Annotated in this window: 18 protein-coding genes and 1 other RNA gene; 17 read left to right on the plus strand and 2 right to left on the minus strand. The window is 41.6% G+C overall.

What is annotated here, in order from left to right; translation table 11 throughout:
• Positions 1-16: 16 nt before the first annotated feature.
• The 6 genes from ACXM1Q_RS03495 (at position 17) to nadE (ending at position 5,119) form a co-directional block, all read left to right on the plus strand.
• A complete protein-coding gene (locus tag ACXM1Q_RS03495) occupies positions 17-775 on the plus strand; it encodes an amino acid ABC transporter permease (RefSeq protein WP_458516218.1) in 759 nt (252 codons plus the stop codon).
• A 10-nt stretch (positions 776-785) separates the two neighbouring features.
• On the plus strand, positions 786-1,532 hold the full coding sequence (locus ACXM1Q_RS03500; protein ID WP_458516220.1) for an amino acid ABC transporter ATP-binding protein: 747 nt from the start codon (positions 786-788) through the stop codon (positions 1,530-1,532).
• 2 nt (positions 1,533-1,534) lie between these two features.
• The gene (locus ACXM1Q_RS03505) at positions 1,535-1,738 is read left to right on the plus strand and encodes a DUF4059 family protein (protein ID WP_135035958.1); all 204 of its coding nucleotides are present in this window, start codon (positions 1,535-1,537) and stop codon (positions 1,736-1,738) included.
• Between the two features lie 69 nt (positions 1,739-1,807).
• A complete protein-coding gene (trxB, locus tag ACXM1Q_RS03510; RefSeq protein WP_458516223.1) occupies positions 1,808-2,719 on the plus strand; it encodes a thioredoxin-disulfide reductase in 912 nt (303 codons plus the stop codon).
• Between the two features lie 118 nt (positions 2,720-2,837).
• Entirely contained in the window at positions 2,838-4,298 is a 1,461-nt protein-coding gene (locus ACXM1Q_RS03515) for a nicotinate phosphoribosyltransferase (RefSeq protein ID WP_135035952.1), read from the plus strand.
• Positions 4,295-5,119, plus strand: a complete 825-nt coding sequence (gene nadE, locus ACXM1Q_RS03520) for an ammonia-dependent NAD(+) synthetase (protein ID WP_458516225.1) — start codon at positions 4,295-4,297, stop codon at positions 5,117-5,119. Before ACXM1Q_RS03515 ends, nadE begins: the two co-directional genes overlap by 4 nt.
• Before the next feature lie 49 nt (positions 5,120-5,168).
• Here nadE and pbp1a read toward each other — a convergent pair whose 3' ends face one another.
• Positions 5,169-7,382, minus strand: coding sequence for a penicillin-binding protein PBP1A (pbp1a, locus tag ACXM1Q_RS03525; RefSeq protein WP_458516227.1), 2,214 nt, complete (start codon positions 7,380-7,382; stop codon positions 5,169-5,171).
• Positions 7,379-7,975: a Holliday junction resolvase RecU gene (gene recU, locus ACXM1Q_RS03530; protein WP_458516229.1), complete on the minus strand. Its 597-nt coding sequence runs from the start codon at positions 7,973-7,975 to the stop codon at positions 7,379-7,381. The genes pbp1a and recU overlap by 4 nt, the downstream gene beginning before the upstream one ends.
• A gap of 65 nt (positions 7,976-8,040) precedes the next feature.
• Here recU and ACXM1Q_RS03535 point away from each other — a divergent pair, with 65 nt between their 5' ends.
• The 11 genes from ACXM1Q_RS03535 (at position 8,041) to rsmB (ending at position 20,307) form a co-directional block, all read left to right on the plus strand.
• Positions 8,041-8,574, plus strand: coding sequence for an SLOG family protein (locus ACXM1Q_RS03535; protein ID WP_458516231.1), 534 nt, complete (start codon positions 8,041-8,043; stop codon positions 8,572-8,574).
• 62 nt (positions 8,575-8,636) lie between these two features.
• On the plus strand, positions 8,637-8,999 hold the full coding sequence (gpsB, locus tag ACXM1Q_RS03540; RefSeq protein ID WP_135035937.1) for a cell division regulator GpsB: 363 nt from the start codon (positions 8,637-8,639) through the stop codon (positions 8,997-8,999).
• Positions 9,000-9,016: 17 nt separating this feature from the next.
• Positions 9,017-9,383, plus strand: an RNA gene (gene rnpB, locus ACXM1Q_RS03545) — RNase P RNA component class B.
• A gap of 51 nt (positions 9,384-9,434) precedes the next feature.
• Positions 9,435-10,601 carry a THUMP domain-containing class I SAM-dependent RNA methyltransferase gene (locus ACXM1Q_RS03550; RefSeq protein ID WP_458516234.1) on the plus strand — a complete coding sequence of 389 codons (1,167 nt, stop codon included), beginning with the start codon at positions 9,435-9,437 and terminating at the stop codon, positions 10,599-10,601.
• 10 nt (positions 10,602-10,611) lie between these two features.
• Positions 10,612-12,189, plus strand: coding sequence for a cell division site-positioning protein MapZ family protein (locus ACXM1Q_RS03555; protein WP_458516236.1), 1,578 nt, complete (start codon positions 10,612-10,614; stop codon positions 12,187-12,189).
• Positions 12,190-12,874: 685 nt separating this feature from the next.
• The gene (locus ACXM1Q_RS03560; RefSeq protein ID WP_458516238.1) at positions 12,875-14,482 is read left to right on the plus strand and encodes a ribonuclease Y; all 1,608 of its coding nucleotides are present in this window, start codon (positions 12,875-12,877) and stop codon (positions 14,480-14,482) included.
• Positions 14,483-14,602: 120 nt separating this feature from the next.
• Complete coding sequence (gmk, locus tag ACXM1Q_RS03565) at positions 14,603-15,229, plus strand: guanylate kinase (protein ID WP_135035925.1); 627 nt, start codon at positions 14,603-14,605, stop codon at positions 15,227-15,229.
• Positions 15,230-15,254: 25 nt separating this feature from the next.
• Positions 15,255-15,569 (plus strand): DNA-directed RNA polymerase subunit omega, encoded by a 315-nt coding sequence (gene rpoZ / locus ACXM1Q_RS03570; RefSeq protein WP_458516240.1) that lies wholly within the window; start codon positions 15,255-15,257, stop codon positions 15,567-15,569.
• 108 nt (positions 15,570-15,677) lie between these two features.
• Entirely contained in the window at positions 15,678-18,056 is a 2,379-nt protein-coding gene (locus tag ACXM1Q_RS03575) for a primosomal protein N' (RefSeq protein ID WP_458516242.1), read from the plus strand.
• Positions 18,057-18,071: 15 nt separating this feature from the next.
• Complete coding sequence (gene fmt / locus ACXM1Q_RS03580) at positions 18,072-19,001, plus strand: methionyl-tRNA formyltransferase (RefSeq protein ID WP_458516244.1); 930 nt, start codon at positions 18,072-18,074, stop codon at positions 18,999-19,001.
• Complete coding sequence (gene rsmB, locus ACXM1Q_RS03585; RefSeq protein WP_458516246.1) at positions 18,994-20,307, plus strand: 16S rRNA (cytosine(967)-C(5))-methyltransferase RsmB; 1,314 nt, start codon at positions 18,994-18,996, stop codon at positions 20,305-20,307. The genes fmt and rsmB overlap by 8 nt, the downstream gene beginning before the upstream one ends.
• Positions 20,308-20,310 lie beyond the last annotated feature (3 nt).

A 20,310-nucleotide genomic window follows, 5' to 3' on the forward strand; every position in this document is an offset into this window, starting at 1 on the left:
GATTAAGAGGTAGTATATGATTCCTAACCTAGGAGTAACTTTTTACGAAAATTTAATGAACAGTTTGCCAGATGGTCAATTGTTTAGTTTGAGAGCGGTGTTTGATGGACTTCCAAGAATTTTAGAACGTCTCCCGATTACTCTTGGATTAACGCTTGCAGGATCCATTTTTGGTTTATTTTTAGCGATTTTATTCGCACTGGTTAAGATTCGTCGGATTCGGATTTTGTACCCAATTCAAGCTGTTTTTGTTAGTTTTTTACGGGGAACGCCAATTTTGGTGCAACTCATGCTGACTTACTACGGGATTCCCCTTCTTTTGAAGGCTTTAAACCAGAATTTGGGAACAGACTGGAATATTAACGCAATCCCTGCAGCAGTCTTTGCGGTTGTAGCTTTTGCCTTTAATGAGGCCGCTTATGCCAGTGAGACCATTCGTGCAGCGATCTTAGCTGTAGATCCTGGTGAAATGGAGGCAGCACGTAGTTTAGGAATGACAGAACAGCAAGTTTATCGTCGAGTTGTCTTCCCCAACGCAGCTGTCATTGCTCTTCCGACCTTGATTAACAATTTAATCGGTTTGACGAAAGGAACATCTTTGGCATTTAATGCAGGAGTTGTTGAAATCTTTGCCCAGGCTCAAATTTTAGGTGGGGCGGATTATCGCTATTTTGAACGCTTTATTTCAGTCTCACTTGTTTATTGGGCTGTCAGCATTTTGATTGAGCAGTTCGGTCGTTGGTGGGAACGTCGTCTAGCAATTGGCGATGAGTAGGAGGTCTTAGATGATTACCATTAAAGGATTAAGTAAAAAATTCGGCAAACAGATTGTCTTGGACAAGCTAGATGTAGACATCCATCAAGGGGAAGTCATTGCTCTGATTGGTTCTTCAGGGGCGGGGAAGTCAACGTTTCTACGGAGCCTTAACTTTTTGGAAAATGCTGATGCCGGAACCATTCAAATTGATGATAAGTTGTTAGATGTTAAAACTGCTAGTAAGGAAGATATTTTGGCTCTTCGTCAGAGCTTATCGATGGTCTTTCAACAATTTAATCTTTTCTCGAGACGGACAGTTTTGGAAAATGTAATGGAAGGGTTAGTCCAGGTAAAAAAAATGCCCCTACCAAAGGCTAAGGATTTGGCTCTCAAGGAACTAACTAAGGTTGGATTGGCAGATAAGGTTGATCAGTATCCGAAACAACTTTCAGGCGGGCAAAAACAGCGAGTTGGTCTAGCTCGTGCCTTGGCTATGAAACCGAGTGTTCTTTTACTAGATGAACCGACTTCTGCTTTGGATCCAGAGTTGGTTCGTGAAGTAGAGAAGGCGATTAGCCAGGCTGCTCAGGACGGGCAAACAATGATTTTGGTTAGTCATGATATGGCCTTTGTTGAGCAAGTAGCTGATCGGGTTTTATTCTTAGAAAAAGGAAAAATTATCGAAGAGGGAACACCGGATCAGATTTTTCATCATCCTAAGCAGGAACGGACTAAAGATTTCTTGGCGAATTACCGTAGAGAAGAGGATGTCTAAGAATGCTGGCACAAATGTTGACTCTCTATTTTCAAAGTTTATTGCTGACAAGTGCAGCTACCTTTCTGATAGGATTGGTTTTCTATGTTCGTGGGGTGGCTAAGGGGAATACGAGGCGGCAAATGCGACATGAAGTTTTGATTACTTCTTGTTTAGTAGTTCCGATTTTTTCCTTTGCAGTTATGGCTCTCTTGATTGTCTTCTAGGTCGCTTTTCTTGAAATTGGAGACATAGGGGTCTATAATGACAGTAGAAGAATTCTAAGGAGTAAGTCTATGTACGATACGATTATTATTGGAGCTGGCCCAGCTGGAATGACAGCTGCTCTTTATGCAGCTAGGGGTAATCTCAAGGTTGGTCTCTTAGAGCGTGGGATTCCTGGAGGTCAGATGAATAATACCGCAGATATTGAAAACTATCCAGGTTTTGCCAAAATTTCTGGTCCGGAATTGGCAGATCAAATGTTCCAACCATTGGAAGGCTTCGGAGTGGAGTATATTTTTGGAATGGTTGAATCGATTGAGAATAAAGAGGATCATAAGGTGATTCATACAGATTCCGGTGATTTCCAAGCCAAAACGATTGTTGTGGCAACGGGATCTGCGCACCGTCACTTGGGAGTTCCTGGTGAAGCAGAGTACAATAGTCGCGGTGTTTCTTACTGTGCGGTCTGTGATGGAGCATTTTTCCGTGGTGAAGATATCCTAGTAGTCGGTGGTGGAGACTCAGCTGTGGAAGAGGCTTTGTTCTTAGCGCAAATGGGAAAAACAGTGACGATTGTTCACCGTCGCGATGAGCTTCGTGCTCAGAAAATTCTACAAGATCGAGCCTTTGCTAATGAAAAAATCCGTTTCATCTGGGATACAGTTGTCAAGGAAATCAAAGGTGATGATCGCAAAGTTCAAAGTGTTGTTTTGGAAAATGTCAAAACTGGCTTGGTGACCGAAGAAGCTTTTGGAGCTGTCTTTATTTATGTTGGTTTAGACGCGGTCAGTGATTTTGTAAAAGATTTAGGCATCACAGATGAAAATGGTTGGATTCCAACAGATAAGGAAATGAGAACGAGTGTAGAAGGTATCTATGCTATTGGTGATGTTCGTCAAAAAGATCTTCGTCAAATTACTACTGCCGTTGGAGATGGCGCTATAGCAGGACAGCAGGTCTATAAATATATTTCAGAACAGTAAGTTTGAAGGCTGGGTTTTCCAGCCTTTTTGTTTTTTCTGAAAATAAGCAGAAAATGATCATCTTTTTCCAGTTTCCGTCATATGGTATAATAGGACTAGTATTTTTGAAGGAGTCTATATGTATCCAGATGATAGCTTAACCTTGCACACGGATTTGTATCAAATTAATATGATGCAGGTCTACTTTGAACAAGGTATTCATAACAAACGGTCTGTGTTTGAGTTATATTTCCGTAAATTGCCTTTTAAAAATGGTTATGCGGTTTTTGCTGGTTTGGAGCGGGTGATTCAGTACCTAGAGAATTTACGTTTTACAGAGTCTGATTTAGATTATCTCCGAGCCCAAGGTTATAATGAAGATTTTCTCAGCTACCTTGCGGATTTCCGTCTAGCATTGACGGTACGCTCTGTTCAGGAGGGAGACTTGGTTTTTGCTAATGAGCCTCTAATGCAGATTGAAGGACCTTTAGCTCAATGCCAGTTGGTAGAAACGGCCTTGCTTAATATTATTAATTACCAGACGTTAATCGCAACGAAAGCGGCTCGTATTAAGTCCGTTATTGGAGACGAGCCCTTATTAGAGTTTGGAACTCGGCGAGCGCAGGAAATGGATGCGGCCATTTGGGGAACCCGAGCCGCCTTTATTGGGGGCGCTTCTGGAACCAGTAATGTTCGTGCTGGAAAACGGTTTGCCATTCCTGTTCTTGGAACGCATGCCCATTCACTTGTTCAAGTCTACGGCAATGATTATCAAGCTTTTAAAGCTTATGCCCAAACCCATCGCGACTGTGTTTTTTTAGTTGATACATACGATACGCTTCGGCTAGGTGTTCCTGCAGCTATTCGGGTAGCCAAGGAAATGGGAGATCAGATCAATTTCTTAGGAGTTCGGATTGATTCAGGGGATATTGCTTACATTTCAAAAAAAGTGCGCCAACAGCTAGATGATGCAGGTTATACTGAGGCGAAAATTTATGCCTCCAATGATTTAGATGAGACGACGATCCTCAATCTCAAGATGCAAAAGGCAAAAATTGATGTTTGGGGGGTCGGAACGAAACTTATTACAGCTTATGACCAGCCTGCTCTAGGTGCAGTTTATAAGATTGTCTCTATTGAAGATGAGATGGGACAAATGCATGATACTATCAAGCTTTCCAGTAATGCGGAAAAGGTATCAACCCCAGGTAAAAAGCAGGTATGGCGGATTACGAGTCGGGCTAAAGGCAAATCAGAAGGTGATTATATTAGCTTTGCAGACCAAGACGTCAATCAGTTGGAGGAATTGGATATGTTCCATCCAACTTATACTTATATTAATAAGAAGGTTCGGGATTTTGAAGCTGTTCCTATGTTGGTTACAATTTATGATGCTGGTCAGCTCAGCTATCAGTCTCCTAGTTTAGTGGACATCCAGCATCATGCACGTACAGCCTTTGACAATTTATGGGATGAGTATAAGCGGGTTTTAAATCCTCAAGATTATCCGGTAGATTTGGCACGTGATGTTTGGGAAAACAAGATGAACTTGATTGAAAAGGTCCGCCGTCAAGCTTTAGAAGAAGGAGTCGATGCATGACTTTACAAGAAAGGATTATCCAAGCACTAGGGGTGAAAGCAGAGATTGATCCCCAAGTAGAAATCCGTCGGAGTATGGATTTATTGAAAGAGTATCTCTTGAAGAATCCCTTCCTGAAATCCTATGTTTTAGGGATTTCTGGAGGTCAGGATTCTACTCTAGCTGGGCGTCTGGCTCAGATGGCGATTGAGGAATTGCGTGAGGAAACTGGAGACACTAGCTATCAATTTATCGCAGTCCGTCTGCCTTATGGCCAGCAATTAGATGAAGCTGATGCTCAAGCAGCTTTAGAATTTATCCAGGCTGATCAGGTCTTAACGGTCAATATTAAAGCGAGTGTTGATGCCTTAGTTTTGAGCTTACAAGAAGCAGGACAAAAGATTTCCGATTTCAATAAAGGGAATGTGAAAGCTAGAGCACGTATGCAGGTCCAGTATGCGATTGCTGGAGCTCAGAAGGGTGCTGTTATTGGGACGGATCATGCTGCTGAAAATTTGACGGGCTTCTTCACTAAGTTTGGCGATGGAGCGGCAGATATTCTACCCTTGTATCGTTTAAATAAACGTCAAGGCCGTCAGCTTTTGCAAGCTTTAAATGCCCCAGCACGACTTTATGAAAAGGTACCAACGGCTGATCTTGAAGAAGAAAAACCTCTTTTAGCAGACGAACAAGCGCTTGGTGTTTCCTATCAAGCTATTGATAATTACTTAGAAGGTAGAGTGGTCGCAGATTCAGTGCGAGCAAGGATCGAAGAACTGTGGTTTAAATCTGAGCACAAACGCCATTTGCCAATTACAGTTTTTGATGATTTCTGGAAATAATCAAAGAAAGTGAAAAATCCCTGAGTTAGAGAACTCAGGGATTTTCAGATTATTCAAATCCAAATTGATTTTGACTATTGGTTGTTGTTCCAGTATTCCCGTTGGAAGAAGGAAGAGTATTTGGATTTGGGAATACATCATTCACTGTAGTAGACGAGGAGGTTGTAGTATCATTTGAAGAAGAGGAACTTAAGATGTTTGAACTAGAATTTGAAGTAGTAAAATCATCTTCTTCATCTTCCCCATAGTTTGAATTGTAATTTGGTACCTGTCTTGTTCCACGTGCAGCGTTGGATGTGTCCGCACCATTTTTGAAGATGTAGCTTCCACTGCGGTATAACCCACTAGGCATTGGGAAGTCATCATTTCCATTTGGATGGAGGAAGGTCATCATATTACGATAAACACTTGTTGCCACATCGATTCCATCATCAAGGACTGGAGTAAAGCGATTGTTATAACCAGTCCAAACAGCCATTGCATATTGTGGTGAATAGCCTACAAATAATTCATCGGGAGCAGCAATGTAAGAACCAGCTGTTGAACGGGTAAGTTTGGCAACCTCATCGTCGCCATAGTTTGAAGTACCAGTTTTACCAGCTTGGTAGAGGCCTGCGATTGCAGCATTACGACCGGTATTATGAGTTAGAACGGTTTTTAACATATCTGTGATCATGTAGGCAGTTTGCTCAGACATGGCACGATTTCCTTTATCCGTTAGATCTTGAGAAGTTCCATCTTGATAAACGACTCGGTTAACGTACTGAGGTTTGTAGTAGGTTCCACCATTAGCAAAGGCAGCATAGGCTGCAGCCATTTTTTCAGAGCTTGCGCCATATTGACGATCGGAGATCGTTGTATTACTTGAGATAGCATTTGCGTAAACCATATCAGGATAATTGATGCCTAGACCGTTAAGGAATTGGAGGGAATCTTCTAATCCAACAGCTTCCAAAGCTCTAACGGCTGGGACATTTCGTGAATCTTGGATGGCATATTGCAAGGTAATGGTACCGAGGAAACGACGGTCATAGTCAAATACGGGTGTATTGCTACCAGGATAATCGTAAGGTGTATCATAGACATAGGCACCAGTGGAATCATAAATTCCATATTCAATAGCAGGTGCATAATCTGTGATAGGTTTCATAGAAGAACCGAAGTCACGGTTTGTTTCAACCGCTTGGTTGGTACCGAAGGAAACGTTGTTGGATTGATTTCGTCCACCTAATTGAGCCACAACTCTACCATTGCTTACATCGACAATAGTTGAAGCCACTTGCATCTCGTCATCTGGATAAGCAACGTAGTCGTATGTGTTGTAGATGTTCCAAAGTTGTTGTTGTGCTTCAATGTCAACATTGGTATACACTTCCATACCAGTTGTCAAAAGATTATTACCAGTCTCCTGTTCAACTTGTTCAATAACTTGTTTGAGGTAGTTGTCGAGATAAGCTGGGTAACTTTCTGTACGACGTAAACTTTGAAGTCCATCTGTGATTGGGGTATTGATCGCTTGTTCGTATTGTTCAGCAGAAATGTAATTCATTTCTTTCATTTCACTTAGAACAAGATTTCGCCGTTCCAAAGCAGCTTCTGGATTGGAATAAGGATCATATTGGTTTGGTGCTTGAGGCATACCAGCCAATAGAGCTAATTGAGGAAGACTCAGATCTTTTAATTCCTTACCATAATAACTTTGGGCTGCGGTTTTCATCCCGTAGTTTCCATTAGACATATAGACCTTATTAATGTAGTAGGTCAAAATTTCTTGCTTAGTTGCCTGTTGTTCTAACTGCATAGCCAACCAAGCTTCGCGAGCTTTACGACTAAGCGTTTGATCTGAGGCAGCAGTTGAAAAGTAGGTTAGTTTGATTAATTGTTGCGTCAAAGTTGAACCACCCTGCCGGCTGCTGGAAACTAGATTGTTTAAAGCGGCACCGCCAATCCGAATGGAATCTATTCCACGGTGATCAAAGAAGCGGTGGTCTTCAATCGCAACAATGGCATTAACTAGTTCAACAGGAATTTCTTCTGGTGAAGCATTTTCACGCTTCTCAGATCCTAAGTCCGCAATCAAGTTATTTTGATTGTCATAGATCTTGGACGAAGTTGTTGCAATCAGCTCTTCTTCTGAAAGGGTTGGAGAAGTAATTGCAAAATAAGCAAAAACGATTCCTCCAAGTGCAACAAGTGTTAAAAAGAGCGAGACCAGTCCGAGAGCAATCATTTTGCCCAATCTGGACCATGAAAAATTCTTCATTTAGAATTACCACCTATTAAATGTTCTTCAATAATTTCCAAATAGGGTACGCTGGGAAAGGCTCCTAAAGTAATGAGGTAACCTTTTTCCCGAATAAACTCTATAGGAAGGGATTTCCAATGTTCTTGGAAACTTTGAATGAGGGCTTCTGCTGGTAGCAGATATGTCTCTTGCAATGTTGAAAAGTGTAAGAGTGCAAAACAAATTCCGTCCTGCTCAAGTACCTGTCCCATATGCTCTATTTGATGGGGATGGAAGTTTTTAAGAGGCATTGCTGTTTTTTGTCGAGTTTCTTTGGCCTCAAAATCAATGTAATGACCCTTATAAACACCAGAGTAGTCTGTTGTAGAAGCCTGTCTAAAATAGGCTTCTACAATTTTAGCGCGACTCCTTTGTGGATAGTCAACTTTTACAATTTGAACAGGAGTTGGCTTTTTATGAATGACTGCCATGCCTTTTATGAGATAATAGGAATTAGTCTCGTTGAGCATTTTTTCGAAGGACATTCCACGGTTGGCAAAATTCGTTTTGCCTTGCGACTGGCTTCTATGAGCGAGACGATGTCCTGCGAGCTTAGATGGGTATTGTACCATATATCTTCCTTTACAACATTACACCCATCCATTATACCACACTTTAGAAAGAGAGACGGTTAAAAATGGCGACACTCTTAGCAGCAGGATATACTAGTTTTGATTTAGGTTTATTTGCTCCCAAAGATCCCCGTATCCCCATTATCAAGAGTCTTCTCAAACGTACTTATCAACGTTATCTAGACCAAGGCATTGATTATATTGTTTTTCGTGGACAATTAGGTTTTGATGCGTGGTCCTTAGATGTTTTGGAGGAGCTTCGGCAAGAAGGATATGATTTTCAGATGGCGTGTGTATTTTGCTTTCAAGATCAAGGAAAAAATTGGAACGAAGCTAATCAAGAGGTCTTAATGCGGTTTAAACAGCTAGATTATGTAGCCACCGCTTATGAACATTATGAAAACCCAGGACAGTTGAAAGCTTATCAAGATTTACTTCTGAGACATGCCCAAGAAGTAGTATTACTCTATGATGAAGAAAAGCCAACAAATTTAAAATATCTAAAAGAAGCTGTGCAAGAAAAAGGAATCCCCTTACAAATGTTAGGTTTTTACGAATTAAACGAAGAAGCAGAAAATTTTTCAAAAGATAAAGGCTAACCCTTGCTAAAAGAAACAAATATTTTATATAATTAGATTTATAAATCAGAACGGAGAGAGAGATGGCCAGTATTAAGTATACCTCGAAAGATATTTTTGACAAAGATTTCAAGACAGCTGTAAGAGGTTATAATAAAGAAGAAGTTGATGAATTTTTAGATGATATTATAAAAGACTATGAAACCTATGCAGCTCTTGTTAAGGAATTGCAGCAAGAGAATCAGAAATTGAAAAAAAATACTGCAAAACCAGTAGAGCAACCTCAGATTCAAGCGCAGGTTCAACCGCAAGTTCAACCGTCCTATGCACAGACAGCCTTACCTAAAGAACAGGCTATGTCTGTGTCTAATTATGATATTTTACGTCGTTTGAATCGTTTGGAGAAGGAAGTATTCGGCAAGCAAATTGCTGAAAGAGGTTTATAATCGAAGAGAACAGTGTAGTTTTCGGATAATCGCATATCTGCTTGTCAGGTATGAGGAAAGTCCATGCTAGCACCAGCTGTGATGCTGGTAGTGTTTGTGCTAGGCGAATCCATAAGCCTAGGGACGAGAAATCGTTACGGCGATCGAAAGAGCTAAGTCTTTGGATATGTTTGAATAGATCTGAAAGTGCCACAGTGACGTAGTTTTTCTGGAAACAGAAAAAGTGGAACGCGGTAAACCCCTCAAGCTAGCAACCCAAATTTTGGTCGGGGCATGGGATGCCTGGAATCCGAACGGAGCATCCTGACCGGTATTCCGGTAGACAGATGATTATCGAAGGAAATAAGACCTAGTTATTTCCGGAACAGAACATGGCTTATAGAGAATTACACATAGGTAGCTAGCGTATGCTAGCTTTTTGTATAGAGGAATAAGATGAAAAAAGAATTTCAAATGGTTGCAACTGCAGCTGCAGGTTTGGAGGCCTTAGTTGGCCGAGAACTTCGGGACTTAGGGATGGAGTGTCAGGTTGAAAACGGAAAAGTTCGTTTTCAAGGAAAGCAAGAAGAACTTATGAAAGCAAATCTTTGGTTGCGGACTGCTGATCGCGTAAAATTAGTGTTAGGGCAGTTTCCAGCAAAGACTTTCGAAGAACTTTATCAAGGAGTTTTTGCTATTGACTGGCAAGACTACCTACCTCTCGGTGTCCAGTTTCCTGTTTCTAAGGCTCGATGTGTACGTTCCAAGTTGCACAATGAACCTAGTGTGCAGGCCATCACCAAAAAAGCGGTAGTTCGTAAAATGCAGAAAGTTTATGCCCGACCAGATGGTGTTCCTTTGCCGGAATCTGGTCCTGTTTTTTCAATTGAGGTCTCTATCCGAAAGGATCAAGTGACAATCATGTTGGACACTAGCGGAGATAGTCTCTTTAAGCGGGGCTACCGTACAGATAAAGGAGGGGCACCTCTGAAAGAAAATATGGCGGCAGCTTTGGTGAATTTATCAAACTGGTTTCCAGATAAGCCTCTTTTAGATCCTACTTGTGGATCAGGGACTATTGTCATTGAGGCAGCTATGAAAGCCTTAAATATAGCTCCGGGTTTGCGTCGTTCTTTTGCTTTTGAAAGCTGGCCATGGATTGATCAAGAACTTTGGCGCCAATTAAAAGAGGCGGCGTTAGCAGCTCAGAAAGATGATGTAGAGCTAAGCATTATGGCTTCTGATATTGATGGCAGAATGGTGGAGTTAGCTCGAGAAAATGCCAAAAGAGCGGGTGTCCTTTCCCATATAACTTTTAAACAAATGCGATTGCAAGACTTTCAGACAGATCTTATCAATGGAGTGGTTATCTCCAATCCGCCTTACGGAGAGCGTCTAATGGATGATGAGGGCGTATCTCGTTTGTACCAGGAGATGGGGGAGACTTTTGCACTACTTAGAACTTGGAGTAAGTTCATTCTAACCAGTGATGGTCAGTTCGAAGAGAAGTATGGAAGCCTAGCGGATAAGAAGAGAAAATTGTATAATGGAACTCTAAGAGTTGATTATTACCAATATTATGGGGAACGTGTGAGACGATCGGATAGTGGTTCCCAAGCGTGAGGAGGTAGAGATGTCGAAGAAAGATGGAATTCCGACAAATTCAGATAATGAGAGCATTTTGGATTTAGAGCAAGCTCGTGATATGACAGTTGCTGAAGCAGCGAGAAGGAATGCAGAGACGAAAGCTGGTATTGTTCCGACTGATAACGCACTTGATAAGTACATCAAGCAAAATAAAGCGAAAATCCAAGAAGCAAAATTTGATACTCAAACCATTGATCTGTCTGAAGCGGCAAAGGTAGTTAATGAAGCCATTGTTTCTGAATCTTTGATTAAGGTGGCAACGACCTTTGATAGTCAAGCTATCCCTACGGGAAATATGGATTCAGCAGATTTGGAGAAGACAGCTGTCTTTGATGAGATTCCGATGGTTGTTGCAGAGGAAGAAGCGCTTGCTAGTGCTTCTGCTGATGCTGGGGTAATTCCAGAAGCAGATGCGGTAAGCGCAGAGAGTCAGCTGGCTAAGGACGAAGATTCCGAGATTGCTGCTAAAGTTCCGTTTTATAAGAAAAAATTGTTTATTTATTCATCTGCTGCTGCCTTAGCAATTCTGGTTTTAGGTGGAACTAGTTATGCGCTTTTGCAACAATCGCAGCAAACTTCACAGAAAACAGTTTCTTCTTCCTCTTCTTCTACTAAAAAATCCTCTTCCAGTTCAAGTCAGGATGAAAAAACGGTGGAGGAGAACTTAAAGTCCTTTAATACACTGTTGGATAGTTTTTATCTTTCAACTGAAAAGACTGCTTTAAAAAACAGTTCCTTTGGTGATTTACCTAAATTGCAAGAAGCCTTAAATAAATTAAAAGGTACTAAGGAATATGATAAGGCTAAGGAAGCCTATGATAAGTTGTCAAAAGAAATCTCTGCTATTCAGGATCTAAATGCGCAGTTTGAATCTCCAGTCTTAGTAGATGGTGAGATTAAAACAGATGCTAAGCCTAAGGCAAATGCGACTTTCGGGGATATCGATAGTGGTAATGAAAAACTGAATGAATTGATTAAGCAAGGTTTGGAAAAAGGACGGCAGGAAGCAGTAGCAGCTCTAGCGCCTCAGACTGCCAATAACAGTGCTGCTGGAGCAGTCACACCTGAAGTTGCAGCACCTGCAGTTGTAGCACCTGAAGTTACGACACCGACAGTACCAGCTCCTACTGCACCAGTAGATTCTGCCCAGGTTGTTGCACCTGCTACAACGACCATTTCACCAGGAGGTCAGTCTTATCCAGCTATGGTCGTAGCTCCGGCGGAAGCGACCCCAGTGGTACCAGCAGGAGGGGGATATATTGATTGGGGAATTAAGATTCAGCGGGAGCTAAGTCGAGTTCCTTATGATCCTACAAAATTAGTGGATACTGAAAACCCTGCTTGGTTCTTTACTCCAGGTATTCTTGAGCGGATTTTGGATGACGCTAGACGAGATGGCCATATTGTAGGGAATCAATATATTCTCGAACGTGTAAATATTATTAATGGAAATGGTTATTTTAACCTCTTTAAACCGGATGGAACCTATCTCTTTAGTATCAATGCTAAGACAGGATATTATGTGGGAAATGCACCTGGTGGAGCTGATAACCTAGATTATTAAGGGAAATGAGGCTGGGAAAAATCCCGGTCTTTTTCTATATATAGAAATTGTTTTGACATAGTGGTTGATTGGCTTAAATAAAAAGGGTTTGCATTTCATAAGAATGTCTCACATTTTTTGATTCAATCACTTAAAGAATTCATTTTGAACTATAGACTTATAGGGAACAAGATTGTACAGAAAAGTTCTTATACGAAAATGAACAGCTCCCGTAAGGATTTTAAGCAAAATTCGGAGTTATCTCAAACCATTGCTGCCCATGCTTTGAGCGAGTGCTGGTGAATGATCCATGTAAAATACAAATGGCAATCATGGCTTGATAGCTATTAATAGCTGCACAAGATTTAGAAGTAATCTCTACCTCGCCCCTATGATAAAAGTGTATCCTATTGGAGTATTTGTAGCTAGCATTTGTTTTTTTAAGAACATTCAGAGTCAGTAATTCATCGCTCACAAAGAGACTGGGTAAAAATAAAACGTGTATTTCTGGGTTTTCATTGCTTAGTTTTCATGCGTTTGTGAGCGAGGACGGAAGGTCCTCATGAATCTCTGTTCCAGTACCATTTTTCTATTGGTGGAACTCCGCAATGGTATTTTTCACAAATTTTCACAATAAAAAAGCCATTTGTGATAAAATAATAAAGAATGTAACGAAACATTCACGATAAAAATATGAGGTGAAAACATGGTAACAATTGGATTGTTTGTTTTTGCCGTCATCATTGGTTTAGGAGTTGGAAGTGTGATTGCTCTAAAAGCAGCTGCTAAAAAGCAGGAGGCGGCAGAGTTAGCACTTTTAAATGCTGAGCAAGAAGCGACAACTGTTCGTGGTCAGGCGGAACGAGAAGCTAAATCCCTTGTGAAAGAGGCAAATCGTGAAGTCAAGGCCCTTAGAAAAGAAGCTTTGCTAGAGGCAAAAGAAGAAGCTCGGAAATATCGAGAAGATGTAGCCGCGGAATTCAAAACGGAACGTCAAGAGCTTAAAGAAACCGAGAGCCGCTTGGCTCAACGTGAAGGCAACTTAGATCGGAAAGACGAAAAGTTGACTCGAAAAGAAGAGTTGTTGGATCAAAAGGAACAATCTCTTGATGAACAATCTAAACAAATTGATGCACGTCAGGAACGTGTTGCTGCCCTTGAAGAAGAAGGGCGAGCAGAGTTGGAGCGTATTGCAAGTTTGACGCCGGAACAGGCTAAAATGATTATTTTAGAGGAGACTGAAGTGAAGTTAACTTCTGAAATTGCCAATCGCGTACGAGAAGCTGAGTGGGAAATCAAGGAGCGCTCGAACAAGGTCGCTAAGGACATCTTAGCTCAGGCTATGCAGCGAATGGCTGGAGAATTTGTTTCAGATCAGACCAATGCAATCGTTCATTTACCCGATGACAATATGAAGGGACGTATTATTGGTCGTGAAGGTCGCAATATTCGTACTTTTGAAAGTTTGACAGGGATTGATGTTTTAATTGATGATACTCCAGAAGTCGTAGTGCTTTCAGGATTTGATCCGATTCGCCGTGAAATTGCTCGGATGACTATGGAGGCTTTGATTAAGGATGGACGTATTCATCCCGCTCGTATTGAGGAATTAGTTGAGAAGAATCGTTTGGAAATGGATCAACGAATTCGTGAATATGGTGAGAATGCGGCCTATGAAATTGGCGCACCTAATTTGCACCCAGATTTGATGAAAATGATGGGACGTTTGCAATTTAGAACATCTTATGGACAGAATGTCTTACGTCATTCCATTGAAGTGGCTAAGCTATCGGGGATTATTGCTAGTGAGCTAGGAGAAAATCCAACTCTAGCTCGTCGCGCTGGCTTCCTACATGACCTAGGAAAAGCGATTGACCGTGAAATTGAAGGTAGCCACGTAGAGATTGGAACCGAATTAGCTCGTAAGTATAAAGAACATCCGGTTGTTATTAATACGATTGCCAGTCACCATGGTGATGTGGAACCGACTTCTGTTATCGCTGTTATTGTTGCTGCTGCAGATGCCTTGAGTGCTGCTCGACCAGGAGCTCGTAGTGAGTCCTTAGAGAACTATATCCAACGCTTGCGTGATTTAGAAGACATTGCTACTGAATTTGAAGGTGTTCAATCGAGCTTTGCCTTGCAAGCAGGTCGGGAAATCCGAGTGATGGTCAACCCAACTAGACTCAAAGATGATCAGATGACGGTATTGGCTCACAAGATTCGTGAAAAAATCGAAAATAACTTGGAGTACCCTGGTAATATCAAGGTTACCGTTATTCGCGAAACACGTGCAATCGAGTTTGCAAAATGATTTTTAAAAAGTCCTTGCTTCGAAAAGAAGCGGGGCTTTTCCCTTTCCTAGCGAGAAAATTGGTTGAAAAAGGAAGTCTTTTTTGGTAGACTAGACTCTAAAGACAATGAAGGAGAATTCATGGCTGATCGTGGCTTATTAATAGTTTTTTCAGGCCCATCCGGTGTAGGAAAAGGGACTGTTAGACGAGAGATTTTTGAAAGTTCAGAGAATCAATTTCAGTATTCTGTATCCATGACCACCAGAGAGCAGAGACCCGGAGAGGTCGATGGTGTGGACTACTTTTTCCGAACTCGTGAAGAGTTTGAGGAATTAATCCGTCAAGGTCAGATGTTGGAATATGCAGAGTATGTCGGTAATTATTACGGAACACCCCTTAACTATGTAAATGAGACCTTAGATAAAGGAATTGATGTTTTCCTAGAAATTGAGGTACAAGGGGCTCTCCAAGTTAAACAAAAAGTGCCTGATGCGGTCTTTATCTTCTTGACTCCGCCTGATCTCGATGAATTGCAGGGACGCCTAGTTGGTCGTGGAACAGATTCGGCTGATGTGATTGCGCAACGCATTGAAAAGGCGAAGGAAGAAATTGCACTGATGCGAGAGTATGATTATGCGATCGTAAATGATGAAGTTTCTTTAGCGGCAGAGCGCGTTAAAAGAGTTATCGAAGCAGAGCATTTTCGTGTAGATCGGGTGATTGGTCACTACCAGGATATGGTTTGTGAGACTGCAACCGTTCGTTAATTCATTAGAAAAAGGTATCTAAATTATGATGTTGAAACCCTCTATTGACACCCTGCTTGACAAGGTGCCATCTAAATATTCACTTGTTATTCTTGAAGCTAAAAGAGCTCATGAATTAGAGGCAGGTGCAGAAGCAACCCAGGATTTTAAATCTGTTAAGTCAACCCTTCGTGCTTTGGAAGAAATTGAAGCAGGCAATGTGATTATTCATCCTGATCCAGAAGCTAAGCGAGAATTGGTTCGCGTTAAGGCAGAAATTGAACGCCAACGTCAGGAAGAAGAAGAAAAGAAAATCAAAGAACAAATTGCCAAAGAAAAAGAAGAAGGTGGCAAAATCTAAGCTTGCAGGTGTGCTACTTGTCTTAGAGTCTACAAATGAGGGAGCCTATGGGAAGATTAAATGATGAAGATCCCATGGTCTCCCTTTTTAAGTTTTTAAGGAGGAAATATGTGGATCCATGTCATTGTTGATGTTCCAACAGGTCAAACAGATTATCCTTTCACCTATGCTGTACCAAAGGATTTACAAGCAAAAATACAGGTCGGTGTGCGGGTCCATGTGCCATTTGGATTAGGGAATCGTTTAATCCAAGGAGTGGTGATTGCCAAGGATGTACCAGCAACGCAAGAGTATGAAATCAAGGATATTGTAGAGGTACTGGATGAGGAACCGGTATTGACAGAGGAACAGCTATGGCTGGTCGAACAACTGCGCCATCAGGTTTTTTCTTTTAAAATTCAACTTCTAAAAACCATGATGCCCAGCTTACTCCAATCTCAGTATGATAAGTACTATCAGCCAATAGAGGGGCTAGCTCCAGACATTAGGGAGCGTTTGTTTCCAAATGGAGAAGGAAAGCGGGCATCCAAAATGAGCCGAGAGGAACTGGGTGAGGTCCAATTATTAGTTGCTCAAAAACAAGTCGAGGTGAAGTATTTAGCACTAGATCAAGCGACTCTCAAATATGAAAAATGGTATCGACCTGTGCCAGAGGTTTTAGAAAATTTAGAAATCACAAAACAGGCCAAACGGCGCCTAGCGGCAAGAGACTATTTGTTACAGAATCCTGAAGAAGGACGACTTACGGATTTTAATAAAGAATTTTCTAGTGCTATTAGTAAGTATTTAGGCGAAGTTGGGGCTATTGAGATAATTGAGAAAAGTATTTCCCGTTCAGCCAGCTTTTTTGAAGGTGTTCAGCCAACAGAACCACCAGTGCTAAATGCCCAACAAGATGAAGCTAAAAGAAAGATTTTATCCCATGTCGGAGAAGCTAAAACACAACCGGTTCTTTTAGAGGGGATAACGGGGAGTGGGAAAACAGAAGTTTATCTACAAGTTATTGAACAAGTATTAGAAAAAGGCAAAAATGCCATTGTGCTGGTGCCTGAAATTTCTCTAACCCCGCAGATGACTAAGGGATTTATTGGGAGATTTGGACAGGAAGTAGCTATTCTTCATTCGGGCTTGTCTGCAGGTGAGAAGTATGATGAGTGGTGGAAGATTACTCATGGTCAGGCAAGAGTTGTTATTGGTGCTCGCTCGGCAATCTTTGCTCCTCTAAAGAATATTGGTGTTATCATTGTTGATGAGGAACATGAAGCCAGCTACAAGCAGGATAATAATCCGCGCTACCATGCACGGGATGTAGCTATTTTGAGAGCTCAGTATCATCAAGCGGCACTAGTTTTAGGTTCTGCGACTCCGAGTTTGGAGTCACGAGCGCGAGCTTCTAAAGGCGTGTATGATTTTGTAGCTTTGACACAGAGGGCTAATCCGGATGCACAGATACCAACAGTAGAAATCATCGATCTTCGGGAATATCGTACGGCTAAAGAAGATAAAAATATCAGCCCTCCATTGTTAGAAGCATTGCAGCAAACCTTGAATCGAGGAGAGCAGGCTGTGCTGATGTTGAATCGTCGTGGCTTCTCTAGCTTTATGATGTGTCGAGTTTGTGGCGAAGTTGATACGTGTCCCAATTGCGATATTTCTTTAACTCTTCATATGTCTACACGGACTATGAATTGCCATTACTGTGATTTTCGAAAAGGGATTCCTCAAGTCTGTCCAAGTTGTCAAAGTCAAGAGATTCATTATTACGGAACTGGTACAGAGAAAGCGGAGAAAGAGCTGTTAGAGGTTTTACCCGAGGCACGGGTACTTCGTATGGATGTGGATACAACCCGTAAAAAAGGGAGTCATGAGAAGCTTCTTGCTCAGTTTGGCAGAGGAGAAGCTGATATTTTATTGGGAACTCAAATGATTGCCAAGGGCTTGGATTTTCCAAATGTTACCTTGGTAGGGGTGTTAAATGCAGACACTGGTATTCACTTACCGAATTTTCGGGCAGCAGAACGGACCTTTCAGTTGTTAACGCAGGTGGCAGGACGAGCAGGAAGGGCAACCAAGCCGGGACGTGTTTTTTTACAAACGTTTAATCCGGAACATTATGCTATCCAGTATGCTTCTAATCAGGATTACGAAGGCTTCTACCGAGAGGAAATGGGGATTCGTAAGATGGCGGGTTATCCACCATATTTTTATACAGTGGCTCTTCATTTTTCACACAAGGATCCTAAAATTGTTGAAAAAATTGCCTATCAAGCTTTGGGGACCCTTCAACAGGTACTTAGCCCCAGTGCTATTATACTAGGGCCAACCCCCTCCACGATTAGTCGCACACATAACCTCTACCATTATCAATTAATGTTAAAATATCGCCAAGAGCCAGCTCTTGAGGGTGTTTTAAATCGGATTTTAGAGATTAGTCAAACCAAGGAATTTCAACAAGTTCGGCTGACAATCGATCATGAACCACAGTAAGAAAAGGATTTAGATATGAAAGTAATTTTTATGGGAACTCCAGCCTTTGCGGCAACGGTCTTAGAAGGGCTATTAGGAGATCAGCGTTTTCAAATACAAGCGGTTGTAACCCAGCCCGATCGGCTCGTTGGTCGGAAAAAGGAATTAAAACAAACACCTGTAAAAGAGCTAGCTCTAGCTCACAATCTTCCGATTTATCAACCTGAGAAACTTTCAGGTTCTCCTGAAATGGAGGAATTGATGAATCTTGATGCAGATGGGATTGTGACAGCTGCTTTTGGACAATTCTTGCCGACTAGACTCTTAGATACTTATGACTTTGCAGTGAATGTTCACGCTTCTCTTCTTCCGAAATATCGGGGTGGGGCTCCTATCCACTATGCTTTAATCAATGGGGATGAAAAAGCAGGCGTTACCTTGATGGAAATGGTTAAGGAAATGGACGCGGGTGATATGATTGCACAAGCTTCTCTTTCGATTGAGGAACAGGATAATGTTGGAACACTGTTTGAGAAGTTGGCGATTTTGGGACGTGATTTGCTCCTAGAAAAACTGGAAGCTTATGTTAAGGGGGAGATCCAGCCTCAAGCACAAGATTCTGCACAAGTGACTTTTTCACCAAATATTAAACCGGAGGAAGAGCGTTTGGATTGGAATAAATCGGCTACTGCCTTATTTAATCAGGTAAGGGGAATGTATCCGTGGCCAGTTGCTCATGTTTATTGGCAAGGCAAACGTATGAAAATTCAGCAAGTGACAGTCGTTGAAGGGAGCGGTCCGGCAGGTCAGGTGATTCATCGAGATAAAAAATCTTTGCATGTAGGAACAGGAGAAGGAGTTCTGTCCTTGGAACAGGTACAGCCGTTTGGAAAGGCAGCCATGCCCATTCAAGATTTTCTGAATGGAGTTGGTCGAGAAGTCAAAGTAGGAGATCAATTTGAGTAAACAGATTTCAGCACGTTCTCTAAGTTTAGATATTTTACAATCCGTTCTTGAAAATGAGGCGTATGCGAACCTTGCCTTGCACAAGGCTTTACAGAAGAGTTCTTTGTCGCAAGCGGATAAGTCTCTGGTAACAGAACTTGTCTATGGTACTTTGACACGGAAAATTACACTTGAATGGTATCTATCGTTCTTTATAGAAGACCGTGATCAATTGGATTCCCCTATCTATCCAATCTTATTAATGACTCTTTATCAGATGATTTATTTGGATAAAATACCAAATCGGGCAGCTATCCACCAAGCAGTGGAACTTGTTAAGAAACGGCTACATCCTGCTGCAGGTGGGTATGTTAATGCTATTTTAAGACGGATAGAGAAGGAGGGTTTACCAAATCCAGATACCATTAAACGGCTGAATAAACGCTTATCTGTTCGTTATTCTCTCCCTGTTTGGTTAGTTCGTAGCCTCATCGATGAGTATGGGTTAGAACGTGGGGAAGCCATTATGCAAAGCTTACTTTGGAAGAATAGGGCAAGTTTACGTGTGCAAGATCCATCTGAAAAAGAGGACCTAAAAGAGTTATTGAGTGCTAAGGATTCAGCTATTTCCCCAGTTGGGCTTGTGAAAGAAAGCGGACAATTTGCAGCCACTCAAGCTTTTCGCGAAGGCCGTGTGACCATTCAGGATGAATCTAGCCAATTGGTAGCTCCTACCCTAGGAATTGAAGGTTGGGAAAGGATTTTAGATGCTTGTAGTGCCCCAGGAGGGAAGACCACTCATATAGCTAGTTATTTAGAGAGTGGCCAAGTTATTGCTTTAGATCTTTACGATCATAAGTTGGCCCTTATCCAAGAAAATGCAGAACGTTTGGGGCTATCTGAACGTATTCAGACAAAGCGGTTGGATGCACGTGAGGTTCACAAGGTCTTTCCTAAAGATAGTTTTGACAAAATCTTAGTAGATGCCCCTTGTTCTGGAATCGGTCTTCTGCGTCGGAAACCCGATATTCGTTATCGAAAGAGTCACGAAGATCTTGAGAGTCTCCAAGAAATCCAATTGCAGATTTTGGATAGTGTTTGTCAAACCTTGGCGGAAGGTGGTATAATAACGTATAGTACTTGTACAATTTTTTCAAAAGAAAACCAACAAGTTATCCAAAAGTTTTTAGAAGGGCATCCTGATTTTGAACAGGTTTCCTTAGTTCATCCTAAGACAGAGATGATGGTAGATGGCTGTCTTCTAATCACACCCGAGTTATTTGGGACGGATGGATTCTTTATCAGCCAACTAAGAAAGAAATCCTGATTG

The sequence above is a fragment of the Streptococcus sp. 10F2 genome (genome assembly GCF_054331515.2).